General features: G+C 71.0%; 21 protein-coding genes. 12 read left to right on the forward strand and 9 right to left on the reverse strand.

The features are described from left to right. On the reverse strand, positions 1 to 639 hold the full coding sequence (locus tag ACWF62_RS10110) for a PaaI family thioesterase (protein WP_378508201.1): 639 nt from the start codon (positions 637 to 639) through the stop codon (positions 1 to 3). A gap of 75 nt (positions 640 to 714) precedes the next feature. Between ACWF62_RS10110 and ACWF62_RS10115 the strand changes: the two genes are divergently transcribed. Continuing rightward, positions 715 to 1,608, forward strand: a complete 894-nt coding sequence (locus ACWF62_RS10115) for a 1,4-dihydroxy-2-naphthoyl-CoA synthase (RefSeq protein ID WP_378508202.1) — start codon at positions 715 to 717, stop codon at positions 1,606 to 1,608. A gap of 52 nt (positions 1,609 to 1,660) precedes the next feature. Here the strand turns inward: ACWF62_RS10115 and ACWF62_RS10120 are convergent, their stop codons facing one another. Then, complete coding sequence (locus tag ACWF62_RS10120; protein WP_452629969.1) at positions 1,661 to 2,533, reverse strand: TIGR03619 family F420-dependent LLM class oxidoreductase; 873 nt, start codon at positions 2,531 to 2,533, stop codon at positions 1,661 to 1,663. Positions 2,534 to 2,864: 331 nt separating this feature from the next. Between ACWF62_RS10120 and ACWF62_RS10125 the strand changes: the two genes are divergently transcribed. The 3 genes from ACWF62_RS10125 to ACWF62_RS10135 all read left to right on the forward strand — a co-directional run bounded on the left by ACWF62_RS10125 (position 2,865) and on the right by ACWF62_RS10135 (position 4,807). Continuing rightward, on the forward strand, positions 2,865 to 3,665 hold the full coding sequence (locus ACWF62_RS10125) for a hypothetical protein (RefSeq protein ID WP_378508204.1): 801 nt from the start codon (positions 2,865 to 2,867) through the stop codon (positions 3,663 to 3,665). Between the two features lie 291 nt (positions 3,666 to 3,956). Further along, entirely contained in the window at positions 3,957 to 4,424 is a 468-nt protein-coding gene (locus tag ACWF62_RS10130; RefSeq protein WP_378508205.1) for a hypothetical protein, read from the forward strand. Positions 4,425 to 4,426: 2 nt separating this feature from the next. Then, on the forward strand, positions 4,427 to 4,807 hold the full coding sequence (locus ACWF62_RS10135; RefSeq protein ID WP_378508275.1) for a VOC family protein: 381 nt from the start codon (positions 4,427 to 4,429) through the stop codon (positions 4,805 to 4,807). A gap of 65 nt (positions 4,808 to 4,872) precedes the next feature. Here ACWF62_RS10135 and ACWF62_RS10140 read toward each other — a convergent pair whose 3' ends face one another. Beyond that, a complete protein-coding gene (locus ACWF62_RS10140; protein WP_452629970.1) occupies positions 4,873 to 6,276 on the reverse strand; it encodes a hypothetical protein in 1,404 nt (467 codons plus the stop codon). Between the two features lie 188 nt (positions 6,277 to 6,464). On the opposite strand from ACWF62_RS10140, the gene ACWF62_RS10145 reads away from it, so the two are divergent. Then, positions 6,465 to 8,051, forward strand: a complete 1,587-nt coding sequence (locus ACWF62_RS10145; protein ID WP_452629971.1) for an MFS transporter — start codon at positions 6,465 to 6,467, stop codon at positions 8,049 to 8,051. 65 nt (positions 8,052 to 8,116) lie between these two features. Here ACWF62_RS10145 and ACWF62_RS10150 read toward each other — a convergent pair whose 3' ends face one another. The 5 genes from ACWF62_RS10150 to ACWF62_RS10170 all read right to left on the reverse strand — a co-directional run bounded on the left by ACWF62_RS10150 (position 8,117) and on the right by ACWF62_RS10170 (position 13,820). After that, positions 8,117 to 8,473 carry a hypothetical protein gene (locus tag ACWF62_RS10150; RefSeq protein ID WP_378508208.1) on the reverse strand — a complete coding sequence of 119 codons (357 nt, stop codon included), beginning with the start codon at positions 8,471 to 8,473 and terminating at the stop codon, positions 8,117 to 8,119. A 2-nt stretch (positions 8,474 to 8,475) separates the two neighbouring features. Further along, a complete protein-coding gene (locus ACWF62_RS10155; RefSeq protein WP_452629973.1) occupies positions 8,476 to 9,219 on the reverse strand; it encodes an ABC transporter ATP-binding protein in 744 nt (247 codons plus the stop codon). Further along, the gene (locus tag ACWF62_RS10160; protein WP_378508210.1) at positions 9,216 to 9,989 is read right to left on the reverse strand and encodes an ABC transporter ATP-binding protein; all 774 of its coding nucleotides are present in this window, start codon (positions 9,987 to 9,989) and stop codon (positions 9,216 to 9,218) included. Before ACWF62_RS10160 ends, ACWF62_RS10155 begins: the two co-directional genes overlap by 4 nt. Further along, entirely contained in the window at positions 9,976 to 12,315 is a 2,340-nt protein-coding gene (locus ACWF62_RS10165) for an ABC transporter permease (protein WP_452629975.1), read from the reverse strand. The genes ACWF62_RS10160 and ACWF62_RS10165 overlap by 14 nt, the downstream gene beginning before the upstream one ends. 86 nt (positions 12,316 to 12,401) lie before the next feature. Next, positions 12,402 to 13,820 (reverse strand): ABC transporter substrate-binding protein, encoded by a 1,419-nt coding sequence (locus ACWF62_RS10170; protein WP_378508212.1) that lies wholly within the window; start codon positions 13,818 to 13,820, stop codon positions 12,402 to 12,404. A 317-nt stretch (positions 13,821 to 14,137) separates the two neighbouring features. On the opposite strand from ACWF62_RS10170, the gene ACWF62_RS10175 reads away from it, so the two are divergent. The 7 genes from ACWF62_RS10175 (at position 14,138) to ACWF62_RS10205 (ending at position 19,566) form a co-directional block, all read left to right on the forward strand. Then, positions 14,138 to 15,424, forward strand: coding sequence for an inorganic phosphate transporter (locus tag ACWF62_RS10175; protein ID WP_378508213.1), 1,287 nt, complete (start codon positions 14,138 to 14,140; stop codon positions 15,422 to 15,424). A gap of 16 nt (positions 15,425 to 15,440) precedes the next feature. Beyond that, positions 15,441 to 15,722, forward strand: a complete 282-nt coding sequence (locus tag ACWF62_RS10180) for a hypothetical protein (RefSeq protein ID WP_378508214.1) — start codon at positions 15,441 to 15,443, stop codon at positions 15,720 to 15,722. 55 nt (positions 15,723 to 15,777) lie between these two features. Further along, positions 15,778 to 16,104 (forward strand): DUF3349 domain-containing protein, encoded by a 327-nt coding sequence (locus tag ACWF62_RS10185; protein WP_378508215.1) that lies wholly within the window; start codon positions 15,778 to 15,780, stop codon positions 16,102 to 16,104. Positions 16,105 to 16,120: 16 nt separating this feature from the next. Further along, positions 16,121 to 16,426 (forward strand): DUF3349 domain-containing protein, encoded by a 306-nt coding sequence (locus tag ACWF62_RS10190; RefSeq protein ID WP_378508216.1) that lies wholly within the window; start codon positions 16,121 to 16,123, stop codon positions 16,424 to 16,426. 15 nt (positions 16,427 to 16,441) lie between these two features. Further along, entirely contained in the window at positions 16,442 to 17,599 is a 1,158-nt protein-coding gene (gene menE / locus ACWF62_RS10195) for an o-succinylbenzoate--CoA ligase (RefSeq protein WP_378508217.1), read from the forward strand. Between the two features lie 147 nt (positions 17,600 to 17,746). Then, a complete protein-coding gene (locus tag ACWF62_RS10200; protein ID WP_452629977.1) occupies positions 17,747 to 18,745 on the forward strand; it encodes an ATP-binding cassette domain-containing protein in 999 nt (332 codons plus the stop codon). Beyond that, positions 18,742 to 19,566 carry an ABC transporter permease gene (locus ACWF62_RS10205; protein WP_452629978.1) on the forward strand — a complete coding sequence of 275 codons (825 nt, stop codon included), beginning with the start codon at positions 18,742 to 18,744 and terminating at the stop codon, positions 19,564 to 19,566. Before ACWF62_RS10200 ends, ACWF62_RS10205 begins: the two co-directional genes overlap by 4 nt. A gap of 32 nt (positions 19,567 to 19,598) precedes the next feature. On the opposite strand, the gene ACWF62_RS10210 is transcribed toward ACWF62_RS10205, so the two are convergent. After that, positions 19,599 to 22,925, reverse strand: coding sequence for an AfsR/SARP family transcriptional regulator (locus ACWF62_RS10210; RefSeq protein WP_452629980.1), 3,327 nt, complete (start codon positions 22,923 to 22,925; stop codon positions 19,599 to 19,601). Positions 22,926 to 22,962: the final 37 nt, after the last annotated feature.

Consider the following 22,962-nt stretch of genomic DNA (forward strand, 5'->3'; position numbering starts at 1 on the left):
TCAGGGCTGCCCGGGCAGCAGCACGATCATCAGCGCCTCGGCGTCCGCGAGCAGGGTGCCGTCCGGTTCGGTGAGCCGTGCCGTGACGAACGTCTTGCGCCCCTCCACCCGGTCGACCTGTCCCTCGACGACGAGCGGGGTCTCCAGCGGGGTGATCTTTCGGTAGTTGACGTGCAGGTATCCGGTGCGGCTGATCGGCCTGCCGGACGCGTGGGTGACCATCCCGAACAGGTCGTCGAACAGCAGCGGAAGGACGCCGCCGTGCGCGGCCCCGTTGCCGCCCATGTGGTAGCGCCGGAACACCCCGGTGGAGCGGACACCCGTCTCGTCAAACTTCTCGATCGTCCACGGCAGCATCAGCAGGCTGCCGCGGCCGGGCAGGCCGACGGACCGGCCGCCCGGCTGCCTGCCCTCCGGGACCCGGTGCGGGGCGAGCAGCGCGGCCAGCGCCTCGGCCTGCTCGGCGGCCCGTTCGATCACCTCCGGCGGCGGTGCGGTGGACACCGCAAGGTCCTGGACGGTGCGCAGCGCCTCAACGAGCCGACCGAAGTGCGGTCCGCCGTCGTCGGGGGCCGCCGCGTACACCGGGAACCCGCCGTGCCGCTCGTAATCGCCGTCCCGCTCGGTCTGCTCGCTCATGGTCTGCACGGTAGCGTTCCCGGACCCCCGGCGCGGCGCACCCGCCCGCGGGGCGCGGGCATAGGGTTGGTTCCCGTGACCTTCACTCCGCAGCTGTGGCGCCCCGTCCCCGGGTTCGAGAACCTCACCGACATCACCTACCACCGGCACGTCACGCAGGGCACCGTCCGCGTCGCGTTCGACCGGCCGGAGGTCCGCAACGCGTTCCGCCCGCACACCGTCGACGAGCTGTACCAGGCCCTCGACCACGCCCGGATGACCTCCGACGTCGGCGCGGTGCTGCTGACCGGCAACGGGCCGAGCAGCAAGGACGGCGGCTGGGCGTTCTGCTCGGGCGGCGATCAGCGGATCCGCGGCCGCAGCGGCTACCAGTATGCGGAGGGCGAGACCGCGGACACCGTCGACCAGGCGCGGGCGGGCCGGCTGCACATCCTCGAGGTGCAGCGCCTGATCCGGTTCATGCCGAAGGTGGTCATCGCGCTGGTGAACGGCTGGGCGGCGGGCGGCGGGCACAGCCTGCACGTGACCTGCGACCTGACCCTCGCGTCCCGCGAGCATGCCCGCTTCAAGCAGACCGACGCCGACGTCGGCAGCTTCGACGGCGGCTACGGCAGCGCGTACCTCGCGAAGATGGTCGGCCAGAAGTTCGCCCGCGAGATTTTCTTCCTCGGCGACACCTACACCGCCGAGCAGATGCACCACATGGGTGCGGTGAACCGGGTCGTCGACCACGCCGAGCTTGAGGACGTCGCCCTCGAGTGGGCGGCGAAGATCAACGGCAAGTCGCCGCAGGCGCAGCGAATGCTCAAGTACGCGTTCAACCTGCAGGACGACGGCCTGGTCGGGCAGCAGCTGTTCGCGGGCGAGGCCACCCGGATGGCGTACATGACCGACGAGGCCGTCGAGGGCCGGGACTCGTTCCTGGAGAAGCGGGACCCCGACTGGTCGCCCTACCCGTGGCACTTCTGACGCCCTGACCGGACGGCGGTGGCGGCAGCCACGCCACCGCCGTCCGCGGGGATCAGTCCGCGATCACCTCGTCGGCGAACCGGCGGATCGCCCGGGTCCGGGCCTGCGGGTCCGTGCCGTCCTCCCCGTAGAGGTGCCACGGGGAGACCCGGACCTCGGTGACGCCGAGCTCCTCGAGGGCGAGCAGCTCCTCGACGCCGCGGACCGCGCCGAGCGAGACGTTGATCGCGAACGGGTCATCGGCGCGGCCGTGCGCGGCACGCAGCTCCCGCAGCCGGGAGATCGCGGCGGTCAGCTGCTCGGCGTCAGTGTTGACGGAGATCCAGCCGTCCCCGAGGCGCGCCGCACGGCGCAGGCCCGCGTCGCTGTGCCCACCGACGTAGAGCGGCACCGGCCGATCGGGAGCGGGGCTGATCATCAGCCGATCGAAGTCGTAGTGCCTGCCGTGGAATTCGACCCATTCCGGGCCGCGGCCCGCGCACACCGCCCGGATGATCTCGAGCGCCTCGTCGGTCCGCGCGCCGCGGGTGCGCATGTCGGTGCGGGTGAAGGCGAACTCCTCGGGGATCCAGGCCAGGCCGACCCCGATCTCGACGCGGTTGTCGGACAGCACGGCGAGCGTCGCGATCTGCTTGGCCGTCAGCAGCGGGTCCCGCAGCGGCAGCTTGAGCACGTTGGTGTAGAAGCGGATCCGGCTGGTGACCGCGGCCATCGACGCCATCGTGATGAACGGGTCCGGCATCGGCGTCTCGCCGGACCACATTCGCTTCCCGTCCGGCGAGTACGGGTACGGCGCGGACACGGTCTCCGGGTAGAACACCGAGTCCGGCAACGCGATCGAGTCGAAGCCGGACTCTTCCGCGGCGAGCACCGTCTCCCGGAGTTCGTTGGTGTCGATCATCGCGACCGGCAGCGACCACTTCATCGTCGCACCACCGTCGCCACGACGGCCTGGCTCGTCCGGGCCGAGGGCCTGGCGACCACCCCGGCTTCGGCAGTGTGTGGGCGGGCGGGCGATCGGTGCGTGTCCAACGACCGCACGCGGAAAGTGTGCAACACAACGTCAACGTACTCGCGCGCCGCAACGCCGGTGCCGACGCCCCGCCAGCAGGCGTCACCCGCGGGCCGAGACGACAAATGCGTTTCCGGATACGGAACAATTCGCCAGGTCACGAATTCACGACACCCCGTCGGATTGCGCGCTATTCGCTCGCGGTGTTTACTTGGCGACCTCACTATCGAAAGGGTCTCGATACATGTCGAATTCCATTCTCCGCCGCACCGCCGTCGCGGCCGCCATCACGGCGACCGCCGCCTGCGCGCTGCCCGCGGTCGGCACCGCGCTTCCCGGCTCCAGCGACGCCAAGGCAGGCCCGTTCTGCGCCTCGCTGTCCACCGAGAACACCCCGAACGGGTGGGGGGTCCCGTTCGAGGACGAGCAGGGCCAGAAGGCCAGCTACACCGCCGACCGCATCCTCGACGAGGACGGCGGCCTGGTGTTCTCGGTCACCGACTCGTCCGAGCGTCGGGCGTGGTACTCCGCGGCAGGCACCGCACCGGAGACCGTCACGCTCGCGGACATCGTCGACAAGGAGATCGGCTTCGCGGAGCGGGCCGACACCTCGCGGGCCTCGTTCCAGATCCGCCTGCTCGGCACCACCGGCGGCAAGTTCGACAACGGATTCACCACCCTGGTGTGGGTTGCCGCAGGTAACGACGCGGCGGACACCGCCGACGGCGCCCGGCACACCAAGCTGCAGGACGGCCTGTGGTGGAGCACCCAGAACATCGACGGCGCCCCGGGCCGGAAGGCGGTCCCGCTCGCCGACATCGCGAAGGCCAACCCGAACGCGACCGTCGAGCACTACGGCGTGAGCATCGGCACCGGCTCGACGAACATCACGACGCTCGTCGACGAGATCGTGTTCAACGGCTGCACCACCAACTTCGCGAAGAACGATCCGGAGCCCGGCACCGGCTCCGACTCCGGCTCGGACTCCGGGTCCGGCGGCGGTTCCAGCTCCGGTTCGCTGGGCAACCTGTTCGGCAGCTCCTAGCTGGCCGCCCCAGCATCACCAGGTGCCCGTCCCGGCTCGCCGGGGCGGGCACCTCCCATGTCGGGCCGGAAATACCGGAAATGCGCCCCACATTCGCCGGACCCCAAAATAGTGTCGTCGTTCGAATAAATGACACATCATTGTTCGTCAATTGAAAGCCCGTCGGCCTCCCGAATGACATTCCCTCGATCGCGTTCCTGACTCCCATTTCTGGCCGCCTGCGACCGCCGACGGAAATGGGTGCGGTCACCCATCCCCCGCGGGGCGGCGACCTCGGGCACACTGACCGTCATGAGTGAGCGCACCGAACCGGACGACGGTCGTGAGCGCCCCGCGGCCGAGCACACCCGTCCTTCCGGTGTCAGCGACGCCGCGGTGGCCGCTGCCGGGAGGCTGTCCGAGGCGCTCGAGACGGTCGAACGTGCCCGCGGCCAGCTGTACACCTTCCACCAGCTGATCGGCCACGCCGACCGCCAGCTCGGCGAGGCCGTCGATGCCCTCCGCGCCGCAGGCCACGCCGAGCTCGCCGCGGCCATCGACGCCGACCTCGTCGGCCGCAACGTGATCCCGGGCAGGTGGACGTTCCAGCTGGTCGAGGCGTTCGACGACGGCTACTGGACGGCGTTCCGGCGCTGGGACGCCGCCGCCCGCGACGCACTGCTCGGCGGCCGCAGGCACGTGCACGAGGCCGAAATGAAGGAGGCTCGGCGCACCCACGGCCGCCCGGGCCACGAGGCACGCCCAGCGGAAGGGGAATGACCATGGAGATTCTGAGCAGCCGGATCATCCTGCGCCCGAAGGACTATCCGCGGACCCTCGCGTTCTACCGGGACGCCCTCGGCTTGGCGATCGCCCGCGAGTACCCGGGCGGCACGGTGTTCTACGCGGGCCAGAACCTGATCGAGGTGGCGGGCCACGGCGGCAGCGACGTCGAGTCCACGTTCGAGGGCGCGGTCTGGTTGCAGGTCCGCGACCTCGACGACGCCAACGCCGAGCTGGTGTCGGCCGGGGTCCCGATCGTCCGGGAGCCGCGGCACGAGCCGTGGGGCCTGCACGAGATGTGGATCGCCGACCCGGACGGGGTCCCGCTGGTGCTGGTGCAGGTCCCCGCGGATCATCCGCTGCGCCGCGACACCCGCTGACCCCCCCGACCGACGACCGAATGCGCCGTTCACTCGATCTGATCGGATCGACTGAACGCTTCCGTTCACTCGATCTGATCGAGCGGATGTGCCGTTCGGTCGGCGGGCGCGGCGGCCTGCGTCCGGTCCGGGCGGTGTGCCAGCGCAGGCCGGGCGAGGAGTTCGACGGCGAGCAGGGCCACCACCGCAACGAGGATGGTCACCACGACCACCGTCCCGGACGGGTACCGCCAGAACACCAACGCCGCCACCGTGACCGCGACGATCGCGAACCGCAGCGGCAGCCGGAACCGCGCGACCTGGGTCTCGACGGTCCGCGGTTCCCTGGTTTCGTCGGGCGCCCGCAGCCGGTCCATCACCCTGCCGTACCCGCCGCGGATCGCGGCGGCGGACGCCGACGGACCGGACAGGTAGCCGACCACCCCGAGCAGGACCGCCACCACGAACACCGCACGCAGCGTGGTGCGTAGCGGCTGGACGAGGGTGTCGAACAGGACCCCGGCCGCGTCCGGCGGCAGCACGTCCGCGGGCACCTGCCCGAGGTAGACGCCGCGGCCGACGGCGATCGCCACGGCGAGGATCCCCATCCCGATCGCGAGTGCGACCCCGACCAGGGACACCGCCCGCCTGCGCCCGCCGCGCGGGGCCATCCAAATCGCGAGCAACGCGACCAGCAGCGTCACCCATGGCAGCACCGCTGATGCCTTGTCGAGCCAGCTCACCAGGCGCTGCGCCTTCACCAGGTCCGCGCTCTGGAAGATCACGAAGCTGGCGTCGACGTCCGGGAGTCGCTCGACGAAGGTGAATCCACGCCCGACGAGGTCGGCCTTCACCGTGTCGATGATCGTCGCGAGCTTGATGCTCACCTGCCCCCTGTCGTCGACGGCGACAGCGCCCGAGTTCTCGCCGGTCGCGACCGACACCAGTTCCTCGTGCGCCTGCCGGTTCGCCTCGATCCACGTCGACTCGAACTGGCTGGACCCGACGAGTTTCGTTGCGGCGTTGTGCACGAACGACTGTGCCTGGCCCGCGATCACGGGGGCGAGACCGACCACGGCCTGCGGGACGCGGGGGGCGACCTCGGTCAGGGCAGTGAGCGCGTCCGCGGTCATCTGCTCGACGTCGACCCGCGTCATGATCTGGTCGGTGATCTGGTCGGCGAGCGCCGCCTGTAGGGCGGGGTCGGCCGCGAGCGGGGCCACCGTCTGCACATACCGGTCGGTGTCGAGCACCTGACTGCGCGCATACCGGGCCGCGACGGACCCGATCCCGAGGACCGCGACCAGGACCAGCAGCAGTCCGGCCGCCGTCCACCGCAGCGCCGACTGCCGCGTCGTCGTCGCCGCGGCGGGTGCGGGCGCCGGGGCGCCGGCGCGGCCCGCCCGCAGCTCCGCGACCTCGCTGCGCAGCCGCTCGAGTTCGGCCCGCTCGTCGGGCGCCAACGGTTCATCCTGTCCGGTCCCGGCCATCACCGTCTCCTTCCGCCGCGGCTGCGCACCACGTCGACGGCACGCCGCGCGTCGGCAACCGATGTGGATCAGACCAGGTTTCGGGTCGCTCGCGGATCACCCTCGCCGGATGAGATCCCGCGTTCCGCCCTGCGCGGTGCCGCCGTCCGGAGGACAATCGTCGGGTCGGGAGCGGCGAGGTGGGTCCAATGACTGCTGGCGGTGCGGGAGGCACGACCCGGGGGTCGGCGCTGGTGCTGGCCGTCCTTGGGGCAGGCCAGTTCCTGATGACGCTGGACAGTTCGGTGATGAACGTGTCGATGGCGACGGTGGCGGCCGACCTCGGCACCACGATCACCGGGATCCAGACGGCCATCACCCTGTACACGCTGGTGATGGCGACGCTGATGATCACCGGCGGCAAGGTCGGGACGATCCTGGGCAGGCGTCGGGCATTCGGGATCGGGCTGATCGTGTACGCGGTGGGGTCGACCACGACGGCGCTGGCCCCGAATCTGACCGTGCTGTTACTCGGGTGGTCGTTCCTGGAGGGGGTCGGTGCGGCGCTGATCATGCCCGCGATCGTCGCGTTGGTTGCGGCGAACTTCCCGCCGGAGCGGCGGACAACGGCGTACGGCCTGATCGCCGCGGCAGGCGCGATGGCGGTCGCGGCGGGGCCGTTGGTCGGCGGGGCGGTGACGACGTTCGCGTCCTGGCGGTACGTGTTCGCGGGCGAGGCGGTGATCGTGGTGGCGATCCTGCTGGTGCTGCGCCGGATCGCCGACGTCCCGCCGCAGCGGGTGAAGCTGGATCTGGTCGGCTCGGCGCTGTCGATCGCTGGCCTGGGCATGCTGGTGTTCGGCGTGCTGCGGTCGAGCGAATGGGGGTGGGTGTTGGCGCGTCCCGGCGGCCCCGAGGTCGTCGGCCTGTCGCCGGTGTTCTGGCTGATCCTCGCCGGCCTGCTGGTGATCGGGCTGTTCCTGCAGTGGCAGTCGCGGCTGACGGCGACCGGCAGGCAACCGTTGTTGGACGTGACGTTGCTCCGCAACCGTCAACTGTCGGGCGGGCTGACGATGTTCCTGGCCCAGTTCATGATTCAGGCAGGCGTGTTCTTCGCGGTGCCACTGTTCCTGTCGGTGGTCCTCGAACTGAACGCGCTGGCAACCGGGGTGCGGCTGCTGCCGTTGTCGGTGGCACTGCTGATCGCCGCGGCCGGGATCCCGAAGGTGTGGCCGCAGGCATCGCCGCGGCGGGTGGTCCGGCTCGGCCTCGTCTCGATGCTGGCGGGCATTGTGATCCTCGCCGCTGGCATGGATCCCGGCGCGAACGCGGCGGTGGTCGCGGTTCCGATGCTGCTGATGGGTCTCGGGTTGGGTGCGTTGTCGTCGCAGCTGGGGGCGGTGACGGTGTCCGCGGTCCCGGACGAGAAGTCGCCGGAGGTCGGTGGCCTGCAGAACACGGCAACGAATCTCGGGGCGTCGCTGGGCACCGCGCTGATCGGGTCGGTGCTGATCGCGACGCTGAGCTCGTCGGTGGTCGCGGGGATCGAGACGAACCCGGCGGTCCCGGTGTCGGTGCAGCAGCGGGCGAGCACCGACCTCGCGGCCGGGGTGCCGTTCCTGTCAGACACCCAACTCCGGTCGTCGCTCGCCGACGCGGGGGTGCCGGCGCAGACGACCGACGAGATCGTCGCCGTCAACGCCGACGCCCGGTTGGAGGCGCTGCAGGTTGCGTTCGCTCTCGCCGCGCTGATCACCGCAGGTGCGCTGGTCGCTAGCCGCCGCATCCCCCGCTGACCTGCGGCTCCGCCGACTGTGCGTGATTTTCCCCCCGATCGGGGTGAAAATCACGCACCGGCGCGTCAGCGCGTCAGGGCCTCGGCGATCCGGTCGGACTGCGCCTGACTCTCCATCAGCTGCCGCAGCAGCCACAGCCGCAGCACCCGGGAGACGGCGCCCGCGAGGTACAGGGCCGCGCCGATCACGGTGACGGCGAGCAGCGCCGTCGCCAGGATCTGATACGACGCGATGTTGCGCAGGTCGTCGAGGGTGAGCGAGGCAATGTAGACGATGAACGCCGCCGCCGCGCCGACCACCATCAGCACCAGGCCCGCGATGCGGGCCTTGCCGTCCCCTGCACCGGAATTGCCGGTCTTCAACTTCAACTCGGATACATCCTTCTTGAACTGGTCGCGACGTTCATCGGCAAGTGCGGTCATCGTCACCCTCCTAGGTAGCTGGTCGAAAGTTCACGGTCGATGTCGGTGGGGTTCCCGGTCCGGACCACCCGGCCCTGCAGCATCAGCGCCGCCGAGGTGGCGATCGGCAGGACCGCGCGAGCGAACTGCTCGGCGACGAGGATCGACAGCCCCTCCGCCGCGAGCCCACCGACGATGTCGTACATCTCGCTGACGACGCGGGGCGCGAGTCCCATCGAGAGCTCGTCGAGCAGCAGCACGGTCGGGGCGGTGCCAAGGGCGCGGGAGAGCGCGAGCATCTGCTGTTCGCCGCCGGACATCGATCCGGCGAGCTGACCCCGGCGCTTCCCGAGAATCGGGAACCGTTCGTACGCGACCGCTTCGAGATCCTTCAGTGCGGCACCGGTCCCGGTGGCGACCCAGAGGTTCTCGCGGACGGTCAAGTTGGCGAAGATGCCCCTGCCCTCCGGGATCGTGCAGATCCCGAGCCGGGCCAGGGCGGCCGCGTCGACGCCGTTGACGCAGCGGCCAGCGAGCCGGAACTCCCCGTCCGTCACCGGGAGGATGCCGGAGCAGATCTTCAGGGTCGAGGTCTTGCCGCCGCCGTTCGGGCCGAGCAGCGCGACCACGGCACCGGGGTGCAGTTGCAGGTCGACCCCGTGCAGCACCTCGATCGCCCCGTACCCGGCGCGCACCCCGGACAATTCGAGCAGCGGCGCCGGCTGCCCGGGGGTGGACGGGTCGGCCCCGATGGCAGGCGCGGTCATGCCACCTCCTCCGTTCCGATGTAGGCCGCGATGACCGCGGGGTCGTTTTGGATCTCGGTGGGTGTCCCGGACGCGATCAGGGATCCGTAGTCGAGCACGTGGATCCGGGAGCACACCCGCATCACCAGCGGCAGGTCGTGCTCGACGAGGCAGATGCCGAGCCCCTCCCCCGCGAGCCGCAGCAGCAGCTCCGCGAAGTCCTCGGTCTCCTGCTCGGTCTGCCCGGACGCGGGCTCGTCGAGGAGCAGCACCCGCGGTTCGGTCATCAACGCCCGCGCCACCTCGACGACCCTGGCCCGTCCGGTGGGGATGTCCGAGACATCCTGGTCGGCGACGTCGGTCAGCCCGGTCAGTTCGAGCAGCCGGTCGGTCTCGGCGGCGAGGTCCCGCCGCCGCCTGCTGCCGGTGCCGTGGATGTCACCGGCCACCCGCAGGTTGTCCCGCACCGACAGCGACAGGAACAGCTCCAGCCGCTGGAAGGTGCGGGCCAGCCCGAGCCGCGCCCGCTTGTACGGGGGCTTACCGGTGACGTCCCGCCCGTCGATCAGCACCCGCCCCGAGGTCGGCTTCTGCAACCCGGTGACGGTGTTGAACAGGGTCGTCTTGCCCGCGCCGTTGGGGCCGATCAGGCCGGTGACGGCGCCGGCGTGCACGGCGAGGCTGACATCGTTGACGGCGACGTGGCCGCCGAATCGGACGGTGACGCCCCGTGTTTCGAGGAGCGGCGTCGACCCGGACGGGGTGCTGGGGGTCGCTTCAGGAGACGGCATTGGTCGTCAACTCCTTCTCGGGTTCGGAGCCTGCGGTTGCCGCCGGCTCCTCGTCGACGGGGGCGGGGACTGCGGTGGCGGCGGGCACGGTTCCGGCGGGCAGGGCCGGGGCGGGCAGCCCCAGCTCCCGGTCCACCAGGGCGGTGGCCTCGGGTCCGTACGGCTCGTCGATCCCGATCCGCTCCGGGTCGAGCGGACGCCTGCGGGCGGCCTCCTCCGCCCCGAGCACCTCGGTCGGCATGACCATCTCCCCGACCACCGGCAACGCGAACACGGTGACGATGGTGATCGTGGCGAACCACCAGTTGTCCAGGACCCCGGTCAACGCGAGCAGGTAGGCGACCGCGACGACCGCGGCACCCCCGACCAGGACCGGCTTGGCGTTCCGCAGCTTGCGGTAGCCCTCGACCACCTGATGCACGCTGCCGGACGGGTTGTGGCCGACACCGATACCGATCAGCGCCGGGCTGACCGCGGCGAGGTTGCCGAGCAGCAGGTAGAGGCCCTCAAGGTCGGGCTGGGCCTTCGCCAGGTTGTTGAACGAGACCATGATGACCGAGAAGCCGACCCCGGCCATCACCCCGCCGAAGAAGGCGCCGCTGACGTAGCCGATGCCCGCGACGACGGTGAGCATCAGCAAGGTCAGGCTGATGATGATCGTGAACGTCTCGCCGGAGACCGAGCCCATCGCCGACGACATCAGGATGCCGCCGAGGCCCGCGATGCCCGCCGCGATCACGAACACGCTGAGCTTGAGCCGGACCAGGCTCTGGCCGAGCATCGCCGACGCGGCCGGGCTGTCCTTCATCGCCGTCAGCCTGCGGCCGTAGCCGCTGTTGCGCAGCGCGACGACGCCGACACCGAGCACCGCGAAGACGACAGTGGCGGTCATCAGGAAGGCGGTCGGGTTCGCCAGGTCGAGGGGACCGATCTGCAGCGGAGGGATCACCAGGTTGCCGCCGGTGAAGATCGAGAACTTCACCCCGAACAGCTCGTGCTCGGTGGTGTCCCGCAGCACCATGTTCGATAGGAACACCCCGAACGCCATGGTCGCCAAGGCCAGATACAGCCCCCGCAGGCGCAGCGCGGGCAGCGCGACCAGGCCGCCGACGAGCGCCGCGACGATCACGCCGAGGATCACGCCGACGATCGTGAGGCGTTGCGCAAGGCCCGATCCGGTGATGCCGAAGTGGTAGACGACGATCGTGGCGATCGCACCGAACGAGAGCGGGGCCAGGTTCATCTCCCCCGCATACCCGGTGAGCACGGTCAGCGACAGCGCGATGATCGCGAAGCAGACCCCGATGGTCAGGGTGGTCACCGCGGACTCGACCATCAGCTGCCGGATCAGGAAGACGATGGCGATCAGGGCGATGGCCCAGCCGATCGCCTTGCGTACCGACGGGACGTGGTAGCGCTCGCGGGTCCGCACGGCGGCGCCCCGGAGCCGGTCCTGCGGCAGCACGATCAGCACCACGAACAGCGCGATCATCGGCAGCGAGACCCGCAGATTCGATGTCCACGTCCAGGTGGACGGCGCGTACCCGAGCAGGTAGGTGCCGGCAAGGCCGAGCACGACGGCGCCGACGAAGGTGCGCGGGATGCTGCGCAGCCTGCCGAACATCGCGGCGGCGAAGGCGTCGATCACCAGCAGCGTCAGCAGGTTCGCCTCGAGGGTGCCGCCGCTGATCGGCGTGATCAGGATGCCGGCGAGGACGGCGAGCATCGAGCTCAGTGCCCAGGAGAACCCGGCGATCCGTTCCGGGTTGTGACCGCTCAGTCGCAGCAGGTCGGGGTCGTCGACTACGCCCCGCATCGTCGCGCCCATCCGGGTGCGAGTGAACAGCAGGCGCAGCCCGACCGCGATCGCGACGGCGGCGATCAGGCAGAGCAGCTCGTGCACGTGCACGGTGGCGCCGAGGAACGCGAACTTACTGTCATCGCCGAAGAACATCGGCAGGGTGCGCGGTTCCTCCGCATGCCAGAACCACTGGGACAGGAACAGCATCCCGAGCATGATCGAGACGGTGACCACGATCTTGGTCACCTCGGCGGTGTCCCGCAGGCCCCGCATGATCAGGAAGTACAGGCCGAGCCCCATCAGCGGGCCGAAGATGCCGAGGACGATCAGCAGCGCCAGCGGCGTCGGCAGTCCCCAGCCGACGCTGAACTGCCAGTAGAGGAAGGCGCCGAGCATCGCCTGCGCGCCGTGCGCGAAGTTGAAGATGCCGGAGGTGTTGTAGGTGAGCACCAGCCCGGAGGCGGCGATCGCGTACACGGAGCCGAGCACGAGGCCCAGGATCGTGAACGTCACGAAAGTGTCCATGTGAGAACCCTTGGTCGAGTCCGGGGGCGGTGCGCCCTAGCGCCGCACCGCCCCCGTTGCGAATCCGTGTGTGCTGACCGGTCCGGTCAGACCTGCGGCGTGATCACGTTCGGTCCGAGGTACTTGGTGGAGATCCGGTCCGGGCCGAGTTCGGTGCCCCAGGTGGAGGGATCCGTCTTGACCAGGTAGGCGGAGTCGCACGCGAACTCGCCCTTCTCCGCCGGGAACGCCTGCGTGTAGGTGTCGCCGTTCAGCTCGACCAGCAGCCCGCACTCGGAGGGCATGTTCTTGCCCGGATCGGTGGCGGCGTGCAGTCCGCCTGCATCCCAGTCATGCACCTGGGAGAGCTCGGTGATCATGCACTGCCGGGTCAGGTCGGATCCGCACTCGTCGGCGGCGGTCGCCCACAGCAGGAACGAGGACGCGGCCTGCATGCCGAGCAGCGCGGTCTTGCCGCCCTCCGCCTCAACCAGCTCGACGTACTTGCGCACGGCGGGCGACTCGTCGGCGTTTTCCAGCATCTGGAAGGTCATGCCCGCCTTCAGCCCGTCGAGGATGCCGCTGTCCGCGTTGAACTGCTTGGCCGCGGTGCCATACCAGGTGGCCTCGCCGACGATCTGCGCGTCCAGGCCCACCTGGTCGAGCGCCTTGAAGAAGTTGAACTCGTTCGGGACCGGCGAGCGGGAGGTCCACAGCGCCTCGACGCCGCACTGCTTGTACTTCTCGGCGAACGGAACGTAGCTCGGCTCCCCCTGGTAGTTCAGGGTGACGCCGCAGTCCTTCGGCGTGTAGCCGGCGGCCTCGGCGATCGAGCGGACCTTGCCCAGCGAGGAGATGATCGTCGGCATGGTGGAGCCGACCAGGTCGAGCCCGTCCTTGAGCTCGGGGTTCAGCTCGGCGACCTGGAACAGCCCCGACCCGTTGGCGTAGTCGACCGGGAACGGCACGCCCTGGTAGGTCATCGGGCCGTTCGCGGCGTCCGGGGAGACGGTGAAGCCGGGGACCGCCGCCATGTTGCAGGCGACCCGGGTCTGCTCGGCCGTCTGGTCCATCGCGAAGCCGTGGCCGACCATCATGAACTCGGACCGGCAGGCCTCCTGCATGACCGTATTCGCGTTCGTCATCGCGGCGTCGTAGTCGGTGCCGACGATGGTGCGGCCGTTGATGCCGCCCTGCTCGTTGCACCAGTCGATCATCGCGGAGACGGCGTCGGACATTTCCTTGTTCAGGCCGGGGCTCTGCGCGTAGCCGCGGTCGTCGCCGTACCCGATCTTGATCTCGGTGTCAGTGACACCCTGATCGGTGGCGCCCGAGGCGTCGCCGTCCCCGCACGGGGAGTCGAGGGTCCCGAACTGGGTGTCGGAGTTGGACGCGGCCTGCGCGTCGCCACTTCCGCCCGAGGTCGGGATGCCGACGTCGCCGCCGCGTTCGGTGGCGCAGGCCGACACCAATGCGGCCGACAGGGCGAGAGCCGCGACGAGTTTCGCGGACGTGCGGGGTTTCACGATCGGTGTCTCCGTTCTTGGAACGCGGTCGAGATGCACAAGGCGCAGAAAACGTGTTCTGCGTCACTCGATGCGGGGACGGTAGCCAGGCGCCACCCCCCGCAACCGCCCATTCCCGGTGAGTGGGACCGGACCGTGAGTTCCGCCACATCGCCGCGCTTCGTGTGACCGGGGCCATCGCGCTGCGGTTCCGGATCGGACCCGTCCGCGCCGGTAAACGGGCAGGCAGCGGGGCGCAGCGACTGTGCCGAACGGCACCCGCGAGCAGCCCCTCGTGAACTCGACTTTTACGCCCTCGTAACGGAGGATGAAGGCTTGTGAACGCGGAACTCATCGTTCTTCTCGTCGTGGTCGTCACCGCCCTCGGGTTCGACTTCACCAACGGCTTCCACGACACCGGGAACGCGATGGCCACCTCCATCGCGACCGGGGCACTCCGACCAAAAGTCGCGGTGGCGCTGTCCGCAACCCTGAACCTGGTCGGCGCGTTCCTCTCGGTCGAGGTCGCCGCCACCGTCGCCAAGGGCGTGGTCAATCTCAGCTCGACCGGCGGTGAGGATCTGCTGATCATCGTGTTCGCCGGGCTGGTCGGCGGCATCCTCTGGAACCTGCTGACCTGGCTGTTCGGCATCCCGTCGAGTTCCTCGCACGCACTGTTCGGCGGCCTCATCGGCGCCGCCATCGCCGGCATCGGGGTGAACGGTGTCGAGTGGGCCGGGGTGCTGAGCAAGGTGATCGTGCCCGCCCTGCTTGCCCCGGTCGTCGCCGGCCTGGTCGCGGTGTGCGGCACCTGGCTGATCTACCGGATCACCCACGGGGTGGACGAGGGCACGAAGGAGCGGGGGTTCCGGCTCGGGCAGGTCGGCTCGGCCTCCCTGGTCTCCCTCGCACACGGCACCAACGACGCCCAGAAGACGATGGGCGTGATCTTCCTTGCGCTGGTCGCACACGGCACCATCACCGCCGACACCCCGATGCCGTTCTGGGTCAAGTTCAGCTGCGCGGTCGCGATCGCGCTCGGCACCTACCTCGGCGGCTGGCGGGTGATCCGCACCCTCGGCAAGGGCCTGGTCGAGATCGCCGCCCCGCAGGGCATGGCCGCCGAGGCGTCGTCAGCGGCGATCATCCTGACCTCGAGCCACCTCGGCCTTCCGCTGTCGACGACGCACGTCGCGACCGGATCGATCATGGGCTCGGGCGTCGGCCGCCGGGGTGCAGAGGTCCGCTGGGGGGTCGCGGCCCGGATGGGCGTCGCCTGGCTGATCACCCTGCCGTCCGCCGCCCTCGCCGGCGCCCTCTGCTGGGGCATCGCGCACCTGATCGGCGGGCTGCCCGGCGTGCTCGTCGTGTTCGCGCTGCTGCTCGCGCTGTCCGCGCTGATGTACCTGCGGTCGCGGCGCCAGCCCGTCGACCACAGCAACGTCAACGCCGAGTGGACCGGCAAGCTCGAGCCGGAGGCCGCGCCGGCCCTGCCCGCCACCGCGGACGCCCTCCTAGCCGACCTCGACGCCGCCGTCGTCAAGGACATCCCCGCCCCGCCGACCGCGAAGCCGGCCACCCCGCAGGCCACCCGCGCCGAGCCCGCCGACAACGTGTCGGCCTGACGGACGGAGAACACCGATGGACCTGTTGACGAAGACCGCCGAATCGCTGTGGCAGGTGATCCTGGTCGGCCTGCTGCTCGGCGCAGGGCTGCCCGCGCTGTTCGCGTTCGGACTGCGGCTGCTCGGATCCGGCAACGCCGCGCCGGTCGCCGACGGCGGCGACGCAGCGACGCGCAGACCGCTGATGGTCGCCGCCGCTGCCGTGTGCTTCGCGGTCGTGGTGATCGCGATCGTCACCGGCATCCTGTTCATCATGGCCGACTTCCTCGATCACACCTTCGGCGTCGAACTGTTCTAGCGTCGCTCCTGGCGCCGACCACCCGGTCGGGCCGTCACGTCGAGAGGCAGGGTGTGTGACCACCACGAAAGCAACGTTCCCGCTGTCGGTCGTGAAGTGGCTGCGCGCCGGGTACCCGGAGGGCGTTCCGCCGAAGGACCGGATCCCGCTCGTCGCGCTGCTGTACCGACAGATGTCCAGCGAACAGATCAAGGACGTCGCCGTCGCGCTCGCCGAGGAGGCCGGGCGGGCGCAGGATCCGACGATCACCCGCGCCGAGATCGGTGACCTGATCGAACAGGTCACCGCGACCGAGCCCTCCGCCGAGGACATCACCCGGGTCGCGGCCGTGCTGGTCGCGGCCGGCTGGCCGCTGGCGGATGCCACGTCCGAGGACACCTGACGAAAGGGGGTATCCCGTGAGCCGTCCACCGTTCCTGGCCTCGATCATCGGCTGGCTGCGGGCCGGGTACCCGAACGGTGTGCCCGAGCAGGACTACGTACCGCTGATCGCGCTGCTGCGGCGGCGCCTGTCCGATGACGAGGTACGCACCGTCACCGATGCCCTGCTGCTGCAGGGCCAGGACACCATCGACCGCGTCGACATCGGGGTCCTGATCACGAAGGTCACCGACGAGATGCCGCTCGAGCCCGACATCGCCCGCGTCACCGCGCACCTGACGGCGGGCGGCTGGCCCCTCGAGGGCCCGTCCGAGCGGGCCTAGGGCAGCATGGGGCGGGTGAGTCCCGTCCTGCAGTCCCTGCCCGTCCCGGCCGGATCGGCGGTGCTCGACCTGCTTCCGGTGCTCGATCGGGCGCTCGCAGGCGACGGCCCGGCGCTGCTGCCCGTCCCCGCCGGTGACGACCGCGAAATCGCCCGACTGTCCGACGCGTTGGCTCCGGGGGAGCCGATCGACGACGGCGTCGCGCTGGTGGTGGCGACGTCCGGGAGCACCGGCGTCCCGAAGGGCGCGCAACTGTCGCCAGCGGCGCTGCACGCCAGCGGCGCCGCCACCCACGACCGGCTCGGCGGGCCGGGTGCGTGGCTGTTGACGCTGCCCGCCCATCACATCGCGGGCCTGCAGGTGCTGCTGCGCGGGCTGCTGGCGGGCACCGAGCCGGTGGTCGTCGACGTCTCTCACGGTTTCGACCCCGCGACGCTGCCCGCGGCGGTTGCCGCGCTGCACGGGCCGCGGCGGTACACCTCGCTGGTCCCGACCCAGCTGGTCAAGGCGCTCGGCGACCCCGAGGCGACGGCGGCCCTCGCCGACCTGGACGCCGTCCTGCTCGGCGGCGCCGCGACCCCGGCACCGCTGCTGGCCCGGGCGGAGGCGGCGGGGATCACCGTGGTCCGCACCTACGGGATGAGCGAGACCTGCGGCGGCTGCGTATACGACGGCGCCCCCCTTGACGGGGTGCTGGTGCGGATCGACACCGATGCGCGGGTGCTGCTCGGCGGCCCGATGCTCGCGTCCGGGTATCGGCGCCTGCCGACCCACCCGGCGTTCGCCGAGCCCGGCTGGTTCCGCACCGACGATGCGGGTGTTGTCGTGGACGGGACACTGCGGATCCTCGGCAGGCTCGACGAGGCGATCTCCACCGGCGGGCTCACGATCGTCCCGCAGGTGGTCGAGGCGGCGCTGGCGACCCACCCGGAGGTCGCCGAGGTCGCGGTGTTCGCCCTCCCCGACACCCGCCTGGGGCAGCGGGTCGCGGCGGCGGTCGTCCCGGTCGCGGGCACCGCCCCGACGCCAGAGTCCCTGCGGGAGCATCTGGTTCGCACCCTGGACGGCACCGCGGCGCCCCGCGAGGTGCACCTGCTGGCGGCGCTGCCGCTGCGCGGCCCCGGCAAGGTCGACCGCCGCGCGCTCACCGCCCGGTTCACCCCCAAGGGTTGAACGGGGGTTCATGCGTCGTTTCCGCCCGCGGGCCAGCGCATGAACCCCCGTTCATCGCTTGCGGAGGGCATGCAAGTGCGGTGCAAGGGTCGTGCAAGCGGGGACGCGGACAGTGGCGTCAGCACTCGATCCGAAAGGACACCCCGCATGACACACTCGACTCCCCCCGCCATTGAGGCGGACGGACTCGTCAAGCGCTTCGGCACCCACACGGCCGTGGACGGCGTCAGCCTGACCGTCCCCACCGGCACCGTCTACGGTGTGCTCGGCCCCAACGGCGCGGGCAAGACCACCACCATCCGGATGCTCGCGACGCTGCTGCGACCCGACGCGGGCCGCGCGGCCGTCTTCGGGCACGACGTCACCGCGGCACCGACCGCGGTGCGGTCGCTGATCGGCGTCACCGGGCAGTACGCGTCGGTCGACGAGGACCTGACCGCGACCGAGAACCTGATGATCTTCTCCCGACTCCTCGGGCTGAGCCGCGCGGACGCCAAACGCAAGACCGCCGAACTGCTCGAGGAGTTCGCGCTCACCGACGCCGCGAGCAAGGCGCTCAAGTACTTCTCCGGCGGCATGCGGCGACGCCTCGACCTCGCCGCCAGCCTCATCTCACGCCCGCCGCTGCTGTTCCTCGACGAACCGACCACCGGCCTCGACCCGCGCACCCGCGCCCAGATGTGGGACACCATCCGGCGGCTCGTCGCCGAGGGGTCGACGGTGCTACTGACCACGCAGTACCTCGACGAGGCCGACCAGCTGGCGGATCGGATCGCGGTGATCGACCACGGCCGGGTGATCGCCGACGGGACCGCGGACGAGCTGAAGGCGTCGGTCGGGACGTCGTCGCTGCAGCTGAGCCTGGTCGACCGCGCCGACATCGAGGCCACCCGCGCCCTGCTTGCAGGCGCGTTGGGCGTGGAGGTCGTCGTCAGCCCGGAGGCCGCGCGGCTGACCGCACCGCTCGCCGACACCTCGATCACACCGGAACTGCTGATCCGATTGCGCGACAACGGGATCGGCGTCGACGAGATCACGGTGAGCAAGCCCAGCCTCGACGAGGTCTTCCTCGCCATCACCGGACACGACGCCGACGCCGACGCCGACGCCGACACCGACACCGACACCGACAGGAGCGCAGCATGACGACCACCCTCGCCACTCCGGCCACCACCGCCCCGCCGCTACCCGCCGCCCGCACCGTCGGGCTCCGCGACACCGTCGCCCAGTCCCTGACCATGGCCCACCGCGGCCTGATCAAGGTCAAGCACAACCCCGAGCAGCTGTTCGACGTGGTGGTCCAGCCGATCATCTTCACGGTGATGTTCACCTACATCTTCGGCGGCGCCATCGCCGGCGACATCGCCTCCTACCTGCCGATCATCATCCCCGGCATCCTGGTACAGACGGTGATCACCGCGTCGATCGTCACCGGAACCCAGCTGCGCGAGGACATGGATAAGGGGGTGTTCGACCGCTTCACTTCGCTGCCGATCGCCCGGATCGCACCGCTCGCTGGCGCGCTGCTGTCCGACATGGTGCGGTACGCGATCGCGTCGACCATCACCTTCGCGATGGGCTACGCGATGGGCTTCCGCCCCGGCGGCGGGATCGTCGGTGTCGTTGCCGCGGTGCTGCTGGTGATGGTGTGCGCCTTCGCAATCAGCTGGATCTTCGCGCTGATGGGGGTGCTGATGAGCAAGGCATCGAGCGTGCAGGGCATCTCGATGCTGGTGCTGTTCCCGCTGACGTTCATGTCGAACGCGTTCGTTCCCGCCGACACCATGCCCGGCTGGATGCAGACGTTCGTGTCACTGAACCCGGTCTCGCACATCGTCACCGCGGTCCGCGAGCTGCTGTCCGGCGGCCCGGTCGGGATCGACCTGGTGTGGGCGCTGGTCGGCGCCGCGGTCATCGTCGCGGTCTTCGCTCCGATCACGATGCGCGCCTACATGCGGAACGCCTAGCCGCACTACGGATCCCGGCTTCGGCGGGACGCTCACCCGCGGGTGCGGAATGCGTCCAGGATCTGTCGCCGGGCCCGGCTCCTCGGCAGGCCCGCCACCGCAGCAAGGGCGGCGTCGACTCGGTCGGCGCCGACCTCCGCGCGGGCCCGTTCCAGGTGCCGGGACACCTGCATCACCGGGAAGTCCTGCCGCGGTGAGACTCTCGTCGACAGTGCCAGCAGCCGCAGCCCGGCGTCCGGGTCGCCGGTCGCGATGTCGAACCCGCCGACCGCACAGGCCACCGCCCCGGTCTGCGGGAGATCCGGGTAGCCCGCGGGACCGAGCTGGGTCAGCACCCGCTCGGTGAAGGCGGCGACGATGTCGGCCACGGCCCCGGCCCGGCCGGCCAGTACATGGGCGTCGACAGCCGCGGACATCACCATCAACCCGAACGGGTCCGGGGTGTCCCCGGCGCCGGGCTCCGGTCCGCCCTCCAACTCCAGCGCCCGCCGGTACCCGCGCAGCCCGGCCTCCACCTCTCCGGCCGCGAGGTCGATCTCGGCGCGGGCCGTCGCGAGCACCGCGGCCCCGTGGCGGTCCTCGAAGCGTCCGGGGGCACCGCTCGCGATCTCGGCCAGGTTCCCGGCCCGCTCCAGTTCGCGGCGGGCCTCGTCGACGCGGCCGAGACCGACCAGGACGGCGGTGAGATAGGTGCGCGAGGCCAGCGCCTCGTCGTACGCGCGCAGCTGCCCCAGCAACTCCACGCCCTCCCGGTAGTACCCGAGGGCCTCCTCGTAGTTCGCGGCCTGCGCCGCGAGACTGCCGAGATGCTGACACACCATCGACAGCGTCCAGACCTGACCGGACTCCCTGGCGAGCGCCAACGCGGCCAGCGCGTCGACCCGCGACCCGTGCAGGTCCCCGTTGTTCTCTCGCAGGTTCGCGCGGGACATCAGGGCAGCACTGCGGGCGGCAGGATCGGGATGCCGGACACCCTCCGCGAGGATCCGCGCCGCCCCCGCACCTCCCGCGGGCAGGGTGAGCAGTGCCGCACTCAACACCAGGACTGGGTCGAGATCGGTTCGGGTCCGGACGATCTCACGCAGCCGTACCCGGGTCGTTGCCAGCATCCGTACCGACCCGGAGAAGGCCGCGGTCCCGGCAACGAGGACGTGGCACAGCGCCAGACTGTTCCCCGGGACCCCCGCCAGCCGGCCGTCGCGGGGGTCGACGGCGAGGATCCGGGGAGCCCAGGCCAGCACCTCGGACTGCGAACCGCGCAGCGACCACAGCATCCCGAGGACGGAGAACACCCCGACGACGACATCGTTCGCGTCGACCTCCGCGGCCCGCCGGAGGACGGCGAGCAGGTTGTCGTGTTCCGCCTCGACCATGGCGGTCACCGCGATCTCGTCGCCATCGAGGAAACCACGCGTTGCGGCGGAACAGAATTCGCGCGCCCACCCGAAGGTGCGCGCCTCCACCTCGTCGACCTCCCCTGCCTCCGCGAGCCGTTCCTCGCCGAACTCCCGCACGGTCTCGAGCATGTGGTAGCGCAGGCCTGCCCGGTCGGTTCCCTCGACCACCGTCAGCATCGACTGACCGACCAGGCCCTCCACCGCGTCCGCCGCGTCGGTCACCGCACCCCACTGCGCGACCAGCATTGCGGCCTCGCCCGTGACGCCGCCGGGGAACCGGCACAGGCGGCGCAGCGCCGCCTGCTGCCCGGACCCGAGCAGATTCCAGCTCCAGTCGATCACGGCGCGCAGCGTGCGGTGCCGTTCCGGCGACGTCCGATCCCCGGACCGCAGCAGCGTGAACCTGTCGGTGAGCCGGGTGTTGATCTCCGCCACGCTCATCGTCCGGACCCGGGCGGCCGCCAATTCGATGGCCAGTGGGAGTCCGTCGAGGGTGCGGCACAATCGCGCCACCTCCCGCGGGTCCAGCCGTACCGACGGTCGCACGGCCCGCGCCCGGGTCCGGAACAGTTCCGTTGCCGGGGAACCGCTCTCGTCAACCTCAAGCGGCGCAAGCGGATACACCACCTCGGCGTTGATCGCCAGCGGCGCACGGCTGGTGGCCAACACCGTCACCCGGTCACTTACCGCGACGAGGTCCGCCACCACCGCTGCGACGTCGTCGATCAGGTGCTCGCAATTGTCCAGAATTAGCAGCGACGGCCGCGCGGACAGCGCGTCCCGCAGCCGATTCCGCGCGTCGTGGATCCGGGCGCGGGTCAGGCCGGCACCCGGCGTCAGCTCGATCTCGCTGAGCCCCAGGGTCGCGCTGATCGCGCCGATCACGTCGGCGCCGCTGCGCAGCGGCGCCAGTTCGACGAGTGCGACCGGGAGGTCGGCGGCGGCGCGCAGTCCGATCGCGTGCGCGAGCCGGGTCTTCCCGGTGCCGCCGGGGCCGAGCAGGGTGACCACCCGGGCCGCGGCAAGCAGGTCGTCGACCGCATCCAGGTCCGCATCGCGGCCGAGCAGCGCGTTCGGCGCCGCCCGCAGCCCGACGGCGGAGGGAACCGGCTCGGCCGCCCCCGGCAGCGGTTCGGCTACCGCGGGCACCGCTGATCCGGCGGCCCTGGCCTGCCCGCCGAACGTCGGCGCGGCCCCGGTCAGCACCGCGGCGTTGAGCTCCACCAGCCGGGGCGACGGGTCGGTACCGAGCCGGTCGGCGAGCCGTTCCCGCAACCCGGCGAAGACGTCCAGCGCCTCGTTCGCCAGACCCAGTCCGGCGAGCACCAGCATCAACTGCCCGTGCGCCTGCTCGTCCAGGGGCGACCGGTCCGCTGCTGCTCGCGCCAGCGGCAGCGCCTGCCGCAGGTCACCGGCGGTGACCAGCGCGGCGAGCAGGGCCGTGTCCAACGCCGCCCTGCGCTGCGCCGCCTCCTCGACGAGCTCGCGGGCGGGCGCACCGGCCGGCAGGTCCGCACCGGGCTCGCCGCGCCACAACGCCTGCGCGGCCCGGACGGACTCCGCAGCAGCGCGCGGGTCGCCGTCGGCGAGGTGCTGCTGTGCCGCCTGCTCGAGGACACGCGCGAGGGTCAGGTCCACCTGCGTCCGGGTCAGCACCAGCCGGTAGCCGTGGGCGGTGCTCTCCACCGCACCGTCGGGCAGCGCGGACCGCAACCGCGAGATCTGGGTGTGCAGCGCATTCGTCGGGGACCGCGGCGGGTCATCCCCCCACACGTCCTCGATCAGGGCGGATGCGCCCCGCACCCGCCCCGGTGTGCGCGCCAACGCGACCAACAGGGTGCGGGCCCGGGGGCCCGGCAGCGGGACCAGGGATCCGTCGCGTCGCGTCGACACCGCACCGAGCAGGGCCACCACCAGATCGGTGGACACGTCCGGGCCGGGGTCGTTCACAGGGGGGTGCACCGGCGCCCATGCTAGCCACCCCGACGGGTCCGGGACC

It is taken from the genome of Rhodococcus sp. NPDC054953, from assembly GCF_053609225.1.

Bases quoted from the DNA above. Each gene is read 5' to 3' on its own strand.
- ACWF62_RS10120 (WP_452629969.1), bottom strand. From the start codon at position 2,533: ATGAAGTGGTCGCTGCCGGTCGCGATGATCGACACCAACGAACTCCGG.
- ACWF62_RS10150 (WP_378508208.1), bottom strand. From the start codon at position 8,473: ATGACCGCACTTGCCGATGAACGTCGCGACCAGTTCAAGAAGGATGTA.
- ACWF62_RS10155 (WP_452629973.1), bottom strand. From the start codon at position 9,219: ATGACCGCGCCTGCCATCGGGGCCGACCCGTCCACCCCCGGGCAGCCG.
- ACWF62_RS10110 (WP_378508201.1), bottom strand. From the start codon at position 639: ATGAGCGAGCAGACCGAGCGGGACGGCGATTACGAGCGGCACGGCGGG.
- ACWF62_RS10140 (WP_452629970.1), bottom strand. From the start codon at position 6,276: ATGGCCGGGACCGGACAGGATGAACCGTTGGCGCCCGACGAGCGGGCC.
- ACWF62_RS10135 (WP_378508275.1), top strand. From the start codon at position 4,427: ATGGAGATTCTGAGCAGCCGGATCATCCTGCGCCCGAAGGACTATCCG.
- ACWF62_RS10130 (WP_378508205.1), top strand. From the start codon at position 3,957: ATGAGTGAGCGCACCGAACCGGACGACGGTCGTGAGCGCCCCGCGGCC.
- ACWF62_RS10165 (WP_452629975.1), bottom strand. From the start codon at position 12,315: ATGGACACTTTCGTGACGTTCACGATCCTGGGCCTCGTGCTCGGCTCC.
- ACWF62_RS10160 (WP_378508210.1), bottom strand. From the start codon at position 9,989: ATGCCGTCTCCTGAAGCGACCCCCAGCACCCCGTCCGGGTCGACGCCG.
- ACWF62_RS10145 (WP_452629971.1), top strand. From the start codon at position 6,465: ATGACTGCTGGCGGTGCGGGAGGCACGACCCGGGGGTCGGCGCTGGTG.
- ACWF62_RS10180 (WP_378508214.1), top strand. From the start codon at position 15,441: ATGGACCTGTTGACGAAGACCGCCGAATCGCTGTGGCAGGTGATCCTG.
- ACWF62_RS10205 (WP_452629978.1), top strand. From the start codon at position 18,742: ATGACGACCACCCTCGCCACTCCGGCCACCACCGCCCCGCCGCTACCC.
- ACWF62_RS10125 (WP_378508204.1), top strand. From the start codon at position 2,865: ATGTCGAATTCCATTCTCCGCCGCACCGCCGTCGCGGCCGCCATCACG.
- ACWF62_RS10200 (WP_452629977.1), top strand. From the start codon at position 17,747: ATGACACACTCGACTCCCCCCGCCATTGAGGCGGACGGACTCGTCAAG.